We start from the raw sequence: 7,645 nt of genomic DNA on the forward strand, positions 1-7,645 counted from the left end.
CCAAGCTCCCCTCCCGCACCAATTACGTGGACGAGGTCTACAAGGTGTTGCTGGACGCCATCAGCGACGGCTCGTTGGCCCCGGGCACCCGCGTCACGCAGGAAGAGCTCGCCGAGCAGCTGGACGTGTCGCGCTCGCCTGTGATCCAGGCCCTGCGCCAGCTCAAGACCGACGGCCTGGTGCAGGACGCGCCCGGTCGCGGCGTGCTGATTGCTCCGCTGGAGCCGCAGACCATCGGCCACGTCTACAAGATTCGCGGGGTGCTGGACGAACTGGCCGCTGGGCTGGCGGCCGAACGCCGGGCAAAGATCGACCCGGACGTGATCCGCAAAGGCCGCGAAATCGCCGCGGGCGATGACGTGCGCGCCATGATCGACGCCGACATGGCGTTTCACCGCGCGGTGTACCAGGCCAGCGGCAACCCGCTGATTGAAGACAGCTCGCGCATGCACTGGGTGCATTTGCGCCGCGTGATGGGCGGGGTGATCCAGCTGCACGGCCTGCGCCGCCCGATCTGGGACGAGCACCAGGCCATCGCCGATGCCATCGAAGCCGGTGATGTGGCCCGGGCGCGCGAACTCGCGCTGCAGCACGCCGAGCGCGCCAGCGAAAACCTGCTGGCCCGCCTGGGCGCCTGACGGGGCCGCGCCTTACACGGTGCGGCGCAGGGCCTCGAAGAACAGCTCGGACTGCAGGCGCTCGCTCTGCATCTGGCCGGCCACGCGCGCGGCGGTGGCGGCATCGGCCGGCATCAGCGGGCGGGTGGTGGACTGCGCCAGCACCTGCGCCATGCAGGCCCGCTCCAGGTAGTAGAGGTCGTCAAACGCATGGTCGATGCGCGCGCCGCACACCACCACGCCATGGTTGGCCAGAAAGGCGATGTCGGCCGTGCCCATGGCGCGCGCGATGCGCTCGCCTTCGCGCTGGTCCAGCGCCAGGCCGTTGTAGACCGGGTCGATCGCCACGCGGCCATGAAAGCGCATCGCGTTCTGCGACAAGGCCGTGTCCAGTGCGCGGTCTTGCGTGAGCGTGAGTGCTGTGGCGTAGGGCATGTGGGTGTGCAGCACCACGGCCTGGCGCGCCAACCGGTGGATGCCGCTGTGGATGTGCATGGCGGTGGACTCCACCGGGTGCCGGCCCGCCAGGGCAACGCCTTCGGTGTCCACCATCACGATGTCGTCGGCCTGCACCTCGCTCCACAACAGGCCGCGCGGGTTGAGCAGGAAGCGGCCAGAGCCGTCGGGCAGCTCGATGCTGAAGTGGTTGCAGACGCCTTCGGACAAGCCGAAACGGGCGGCAGCGCGCAGGGCCAGCGCGAGATCGGCGCGGGCCTGTCGGCAGGGCGCACTGTGAAAGTCGGCTTCGTGGTTCATGGGGCGATTGGGGGTGTTCGGGAGCGGCAGAGCGTTGCATTCTGCCGGGATCACCCACGCGCGCGCTAACGCTCGCGAAACGCGGGTGTTTGTGCGAAGGCCAGGCCGGCGCTTTGTGTTCGCTGGTAGTTGGCCTCGCTGACCTGCGGGCTGCTGCGCCACTTGCGCACCACGTGGATGCTGCCCAGCCGGTCCACCAGGCTCAGGCGCGGATACACCGCAGACAGCACCACGAGCGCGGCCTCCTTGGGTGTGAGCTGCTCGCGCATGGCCAGGGCCAGCACCTCGTCGCGGAAGTCGGGATTCAGTTCGGTGGGTTCGATGCCCAGTTCGAGCAGGGCGGCGTTGAAGGAGCGTCGGTACCAGTATTTCTTGAGCATGGCTTGAGTAGATGCCCTCAAGCCGCGTCGGTTCCATCCTCAGGAGGTAACGGAGTGGGTCAGCTGTTCCAGCACATCACAAACCGCAACACCCGTGACCGCGCGCAACGCGCAACAGCAACCAAAGCTTCACAGGCGCGTGCGCAACTCGGTCTTGAGCACCTTGCCGTAGTTGTTCTTGGGCAGCTCGCGCAACATCACATAGCGCTTGGGTCGTTTGAAGCGCGCCATCTGCGCCAGGCAGTGCGCATCGAGTTGCTCGGTGCTCACACTCGCGTTGCCTTGCACGACCACGAAGGCCACCACCACCTCGCCCCACTCGGCATCGGGTGCGCCCACCACCGCCACCTCGGCCACGCCCGGCGCGGTGAGCAGCACCTCTTCGACCTCGCGCGGGTAGATGTTGGAGCCGCCGCTGATGATGAGGTCCTTGCTGCGGTCCTTGAGGGTGAGGAAGCCGTCGGCATCCAGGCAGCCCACATCGCCGGTGAACAGCCAGCCGTCGCGCACCGCTGCGGCCGAGGCCTCCGGGTTCATCCAGTAGCCCGCCATCACGCTGTCACCCCGGATGAGCACCTCGCCCACCTCGCCCGTGGGCAGGCTGCGGCCCTGCTCGTCGGCCACCCGCACCTGCACCGGCGTTTGCGCCACACCCACCGAGGCCATGCGCTCGGCCCAGCGCGGGTGCGTGGTGTCGGCCAATTGCTGGCGCGAGAGCGCGGTGCCCACCATGGGCGTCTCGCCCTGGCCGTAAATCTGCACGAAGCGCGGACCCATCACGCGCAGGGCACGCGCCATGTCGGCCGCGTACATGGGCGCGCCGCCGTACACGATGGTCTTGAAGGCGCGTGCCGAAGCGTCGGGTCCGATGCCGTGTTGTTCGGCGTGATCCACCAGGCGTTTGACGATGGTGGGCGCGGCAAACGTGGACAGCGGCCCCAGCGCCTCACCGAGCGCGAACAACTCCGCCGCGTCCACACCGCCCGAGGCCGGCACCACGTGGCGCGCACCGGCCATCAGGTGCGGGATGGCGTAGAGGCCCGCGCCGTGCGACATGGGGGCTGCGTAGACGATCACGTCCCCGGCCGCCACCGGGTCCACGTCGATGGAATAGGTCAGGCCCATGGTCATGAGGTTGCGGTGCGTGAGCATCACGCCCTTGGGGCGACCGGTGGTGCCGCTGGTGTAGAACAGCCAGGCCACGTCCTGTGCACCGCGCTCGACCACTGGCACCACAAACGCGTCGTTGACCGGCGCGAGCAGCGCGTCGCATTCGCCAGACGCCACATCGATCTGGCGCTCCAGACCCGCCAGCGACTCGGGCGCCACGTCGTGCGAGACAAAAGCCCAGCGCGCGCCTGCGTTGGCCACGATCCACTCGGCCTCGCGCGGATGCAGCTTGGCGTTCACCGGCACCACCACCAGCCCGGCCCACCAGGCGGCCCACAGGATCTCCAGGTAACGCGGGTGGTTGTGCATGAACAGCACCACCCGGTCGCCCGGCACCAGGCCGCCTGCCACCATGCGCTGCGCCAGGCCCGCGCTGCGCTGCGCCCACTCGCCGTGCGTGGCCCAGGCCTGGGTGCCGTTGAAGATGGCGGGGCGGTCGGGGTTCTGGCGCGCTTGGCGCAGCAGCAGGTGAACAAGGCTCATCGTGTCTCCGGATCGGGGGTGCGCTGGAGCACAGACCTTACACGCAGCGCAAGGTAGCTTCGAAGGCACTGCGCTGTGCGGGACACACGCACCCAACACAAGGAAACACCATGAAAAATCTCACCCACTCTCTGGTGCGCACCACATTGGTGGTCGCCTGTGCCTTCTCTGCGGCCGGCGTCTGGGCGCAGACCACCTACGAGCAAGACCGGGCTGCCTGCCTGCGCAGCGATTCGCAGCACGAACGCAAGAGCTGTTTGCGAGAAGCCGCAGCGGTCCGCACCCAAAGCAAAACCCGCACGCCCATGATGAACAGCTCACCCGAGTCGCGCCTGCAGAACGCCATGAAGCGCTGCACCGAACTGCCTCCCGAGAACAAAGCCATCTGCGAGCGCATGGTGCGCGGCGAAGGCAGCGTGAGCGGCTCGGTGGAGGGCGGGGGCTTGATCCGCGAACTGGTCACCCCGGTACCGGCGATCCCGCCGATGCAGCCCATGCCGCCCGCACCTGTGGAGCGTTGAGCACCGAATCGAGGTATGGCTACATCTCTCGGGTGACTTGCGCCACCAGGTACCGGAAGTCAGAACCTCGGTGTTGGGCGCTTGCCCAAATGCGAGGTTGCCCATGAGGCGCATCTGCTCCTCAATCTGTTCGGCCGTGTACCTGCCCCCGCTCTTTCGAGCGAGGTCCCTGGTGAGTTCGCGCTCGCTGGGGTGCAGTTGGCGGTTGTGGGTGTCGATACCGAAGGCAGCGGCTGCACCCGCTGTGTTTCCGGCGAGCGCGCCCAGCGTGGTGCTGGCCACCATGCCCAGGGCCTGTTTCACCGGGGCGGGCAGGTCGGCGTCGTTGATGAGGTGGCCGATCTCGGGCATCAGGGTGGCGCTGGTCAGGGCGCCGGCAGCCCCCGAGACGCCGCCGCCCAGCGCGCCCAGCAGCAGGTGACCGGCGGTGCGGTAGGTGCCGCCTTCACCCCAGCGCTCGGCTTCGATGGCGTCGCCGCGCGCGAGGGCTTCTTGCTGTTTCTGCCCTGCGTGGTCTGCCCAGGCTTTTGGGGCCTGTTGGAAGAAGGCGGCGGTGATGGTGATCTGGGCGTTGACCTCGTCTCGCACACGCTCCCGGTCAAAGATGGGCGCGATGCCGTTCTCGGCGTCGCCGGTGCGGTTGAGTCTCAACGCTCTTCCGACTGGTTCGCGTCCTGTGGCTCTTGATAGGTCTTTTTGGCTTTGCGCCAGCCGAGGGGGTCGTTGGTGAATGGAGCAGAAAAACCGAAGGTCTTCGCCAACCCGCCGTAGGCTCCAACGTAGCCGAGCACGCACCCCACCGACATCAATACCCAAAAAGGCACTCCAGACCAGCTATCAAAGAGGTAAGCAGTTCCCCAGATGATCGCAACCCCTACGATCCCTAAAGCATCGGCACCTCGACTTGTCAAATGTCCTCGCTCAAATAGCAGTCGAACCAGCTTCATTGGAGTGCCTCCTTAATCTCATTAATGAGCGGTGCATAGAGCGGATATCGTCTTGTCAAGACATCTGCAGGTGTCCCAAAGATTAATTGCTCCCGGATAACCTGCTCCATGTCGGGCCGAACTACCTGCTCAATCGCATCTGCTGCAGTGCCAATGGCAGTTGCACCTACGGCAACGGCACCTGCAATAGGCTTTATCTGAGGCGAAGCAGACGCCCCTACAGCCGTTGCCCCCGCAGCGACCACTCCGGCGGCGCGACCGGTCGAAGCGATTCCATCCGCAATCGCCTCTTTGGCTTGCTGCGTCAACGGCGCACTTTGCTGCTGGCCCACCCCCGAGATACAGGCCAGATCGCCATTGGCGCAGCGCGCGGTGGTGGTGGCCGGGGCGGTGGTCCCGAAAGACGCTGATGGACCATTTGTCCTGCTGCCCACATAGGGCGAGACGCCCGGGATGTAGTTCGCGCCGTTGGTGCTGTTGCCGATGATGAACTGCTGGATGTCGGCGTTGGCCTGTCCCGGTATTTCCACCACCACCCGGCCATCGCTGGTCTTGGGCATGCCTGGGTCTTGTTTGATGTTGTGGGCAATGGCCTCAGGCGTCGTCAGCACTTCTGTCGAGTTGGGCGCTGCGTCAAATGCCAGGTTGCCCATCAGGCGCATCTGCTCCTCGATTTGCTCGGCGGTGTACCTGCCACCACTCTTGCTGGCCAGTTCCTTCGCAAGCTTTCGCTCGCTGGGGTGCAACTGGCGGTTGTGGGTGTCGATACCGAAGGCAGCGGCTGCACCCGCTGTGTTTCCGGCGAGCGCGCCCAGCGTGGTGCTGGTCACCATGCCCAGGGCCTGTTTCACCGGGGTGGGCAGGTCGGCCTCGTCGATGAGCTTGCCGATCTCGGGCATCGCGGTGGCGCTGGCAAGGGCGCCGGCGGCACCTGAGGTGCCACCACCCAGCGCGCCCAGCAGCACGTGCCCGGCGGCGCGGTAGGTGCCGCCTTCACCCCAGCGCTCGGCTTCGATGGCGTCACCTCGCGCCAGGGCTTCGCGCTGCTTCTGCCCTGCATGGTCTGCCCAGGCTTTGGGCGCTTGTTGGAAGAAAGCGGCGGTGATGGTGATCTGGGCGCCCACCTCATCCTTGACACGTTCCCGATCAAAGATCGGGGCGATGCCGGTGCCGGCGTCGCCCGTCCGGGCCTGAGTGTCGCCGGCGATACCCGAGATCGCCGCTGTGGTGACCGACGATGCGAATCCCTTGTCCGTGCCGATGCCTGCGCTGCCCCCCGGCCCGCTGGCTGCGGCGGCTGACTTCTTCTCCTCAGCCGTCTGAGCAGTGCTCTGGTCGCCCAGCTGGCCGCTGAGGGAGGCATTCACCGCGTAACCCTCGGCCTGGTGTGCAGCCTCGTTCTGAAGGTCGATGAGTTCGAGTCCGCCCTGGCTGTCGAAGCGGTTGGCGCCTGTCTCCACCGCCGCCTGCGTGCTGGTGATGGCGCCGCCCACGAGCGTGGTCTTGCCCTGGGTGGTCACCTCGAAGCCACCGTCGCCTGCGCGGATGGCGCTTTGGTCCCGCACGCTGGCGTAGCTGCTGTCGATGTCTGTCTGGCCAACACCGCCGCTGATGCTGGATGCGCCGTAGCACAGGGGCGGGATGCAAAGACTCACGCCTGCGCTGGCGCTCTCGCTTTTCTCGCTGTAGGTGGCGCGGTCCTGCAGGCTTTCGATCAACAGCTCGCCGCCGATATTCGCCCGCACAGTGGGTGCCGACACAATGGCGCCGCGCAGCGTGTCAACGACTATTTGTTGGCCTGCCTGAACCTGTGTGTTGGTATGGGCGCCTTCTTCGCCCGTGCCCCGGCCTTTGCTGCGGCTGGCGCCTGCGTTGAAGCTGACACCGCTCTGTGCTCCGCCAGCGTTGAAACCCATGCCGATGCTGCCGCTCTTGCTGCTCTGGCTGTTGTTTTCGCGGGTGGTTTGGGTGGCGGCGCTCAAGTGGACGTCGCCCTCGGCTGTGAGCCTTGCGGTGTTGCCGGCTTTGATGGTGCTGCCCTGGACGAGGATCGAACCCGGCTCGGGATGCCCTTCGACTGGCTCAGGGCGAACGGAGGGAGCGGTGGTTACCAACGTCACATCACTCGCTGCTACCACGCGGGAGCCGTGCGCGCCTTCGCGCACGACTTCGCTGTTGCTCTGGCTCTTGCTGGAGCCCAGACTGATGTTGATGCCGATGCCTGCCGCCGCAGCCGGGTTGCTGGCGAGGGATTTCGCTGCGTCGACCAGCTGTTTGCCTTTCAGGGCCGCCACTGCCAGACCCAAGGCCTGGGTTCTGGCGTCCCCGGTGTTGCCCAACGCCTCGGCGGTGTTGGCCACGCCTTGCAGCGCGTCGATCACTGGGCTGGACAAACCGACCGACAGGCCGCTTTGTTTGAACTTCTGCTCGGTTGTGTTGCGCTCTGTGACCCGCGCCTCGGTGATGGCGATGGACTCGGCCTGCACGGTGATGTCGCCAGCCGGGGCGAGCACAAGCCAGCGTGCGGATCGGGCGAAGTGTTGTAAGCGTACTGACCTGCGCGCTCCCATTCCTGCCAGACCAAGCTGCCCACCGGAATCTGGGTCGCGCTGCCGCTGGGCTGGATCAGGCTCAGTGCGAACGGTCCCTGCACCTGCACAAGCTGCGTTTCGAAGTGGTCGTTCGCGTTCACCAGCACCGGCGTGGTGATGCTCAAGTTGCCCAGCGCCTCGATGCTGGCCGAGCGGTTCTCGATGCGCTCGCTGGCGGAG

At 66.5% G+C, this 7,645-nt stretch carries 8 protein-coding genes; 3 read left to right on the plus strand and 5 right to left on the minus strand.

The genetic code is table 11. From position 1 onward, the window contains the following. The coding region (locus ACN4F8_RS09645) for a GntR family transcriptional regulator (protein ID WP_419473380.1) at positions 1-638 on the plus strand (638 nt) is incomplete at its 5' end. A gap of 12 nt (positions 639-650) precedes the next feature. Here the strand turns inward: ACN4F8_RS09645 and ACN4F8_RS09650 are convergent. The 3 genes from ACN4F8_RS09650 to ACN4F8_RS09660 all read right to left on the minus strand — a co-directional run bounded on the left by ACN4F8_RS09650 (position 651) and on the right by ACN4F8_RS09660 (position 3,406). Further along, positions 651-1,373: an aldolase gene (locus tag ACN4F8_RS09650; RefSeq protein WP_419473381.1), complete on the minus strand. Its 723-nt coding sequence runs from the start codon at positions 1,371-1,373 to the stop codon at positions 651-653. 65 nt (positions 1,374-1,438) lie between these two features. Beyond that, entirely contained in the window at positions 1,439-1,753 is a 315-nt protein-coding gene (locus ACN4F8_RS09655; protein ID WP_419473382.1) for a hypothetical protein, read from the minus strand. A 129-nt stretch (positions 1,754-1,882) separates the two neighbouring features. Next, positions 1,883-3,406, minus strand: a complete 1,524-nt coding sequence (locus tag ACN4F8_RS09660) for a class I adenylate-forming enzyme family protein (protein ID WP_419473383.1) — start codon at positions 3,404-3,406, stop codon at positions 1,883-1,885. 110 nt (positions 3,407-3,516) lie between these two features. Here ACN4F8_RS09660 and ACN4F8_RS09665 point away from each other — a divergent pair, with 110 nt between their 5' ends. Continuing rightward, entirely contained in the window at positions 3,517-3,927 is a 411-nt protein-coding gene (locus tag ACN4F8_RS09665; protein WP_419473384.1) for a hypothetical protein, read from the plus strand. Positions 3,928-4,008: 81 nt separating this feature from the next. Then, entirely contained in the window at positions 4,009-4,614 is a 606-nt protein-coding gene (locus ACN4F8_RS09670; RefSeq protein WP_419473385.1) for a hypothetical protein, read from the plus strand. Here ACN4F8_RS09670 and ACN4F8_RS09675 read toward each other — a convergent pair. Together ACN4F8_RS09675 and ACN4F8_RS09680 are read right to left on the minus strand one after the other, a co-directional pair. After that, complete coding sequence (locus ACN4F8_RS09675) at positions 4,575-4,874, minus strand: hypothetical protein (protein ID WP_419473386.1); 300 nt, start codon at positions 4,872-4,874, stop codon at positions 4,575-4,577. The genes ACN4F8_RS09670 and ACN4F8_RS09675 overlap by 40 nt on opposite strands. Further along, a complete protein-coding gene (locus ACN4F8_RS09680; protein ID WP_419473387.1) occupies positions 4,871-7,387 on the minus strand; it encodes a hemagglutinin repeat-containing protein in 2,517 nt (838 codons plus the stop codon). The genes ACN4F8_RS09675 and ACN4F8_RS09680 overlap by 4 nt, the downstream gene beginning before the upstream one ends. Positions 7,388-7,645: the final 258 nt, after the last annotated feature.

Source organism: Hydrogenophaga sp. (genome assembly GCF_048549895.1).
Classification (GTDB): Bacteria; Pseudomonadota; Gammaproteobacteria; order Burkholderiales; family Burkholderiaceae_C; genus Hydrogenophaga.

Bases quoted from the DNA above. Each gene is read 5' to 3' on its own strand.
- ACN4F8_RS09650 (WP_419473381.1), bottom strand. From the start codon at position 1,373: ATGAACCACGAAGCCGACTTTCACAGTGCGCCCTGCCGACAGGCCCGC.
- ACN4F8_RS09655 (WP_419473382.1), bottom strand. From the start codon at position 1,753: ATGCTCAAGAAATACTGGTACCGACGCTCCTTCAACGCCGCCCTGCTC.
- ACN4F8_RS09660 (WP_419473383.1), bottom strand. From the start codon at position 3,406: ATGAGCCTTGTTCACCTGCTGCTGCGCCAAGCGCGCCAGAACCCCGAC.
- ACN4F8_RS09665 (WP_419473384.1), top strand. From the start codon at position 3,517: ATGAAAAATCTCACCCACTCTCTGGTGCGCACCACATTGGTGGTCGCC.
- ACN4F8_RS09675 (WP_419473386.1), bottom strand. From the start codon at position 4,874: ATGAAGCTGGTTCGACTGCTATTTGAGCGAGGACATTTGACAAGTCGA.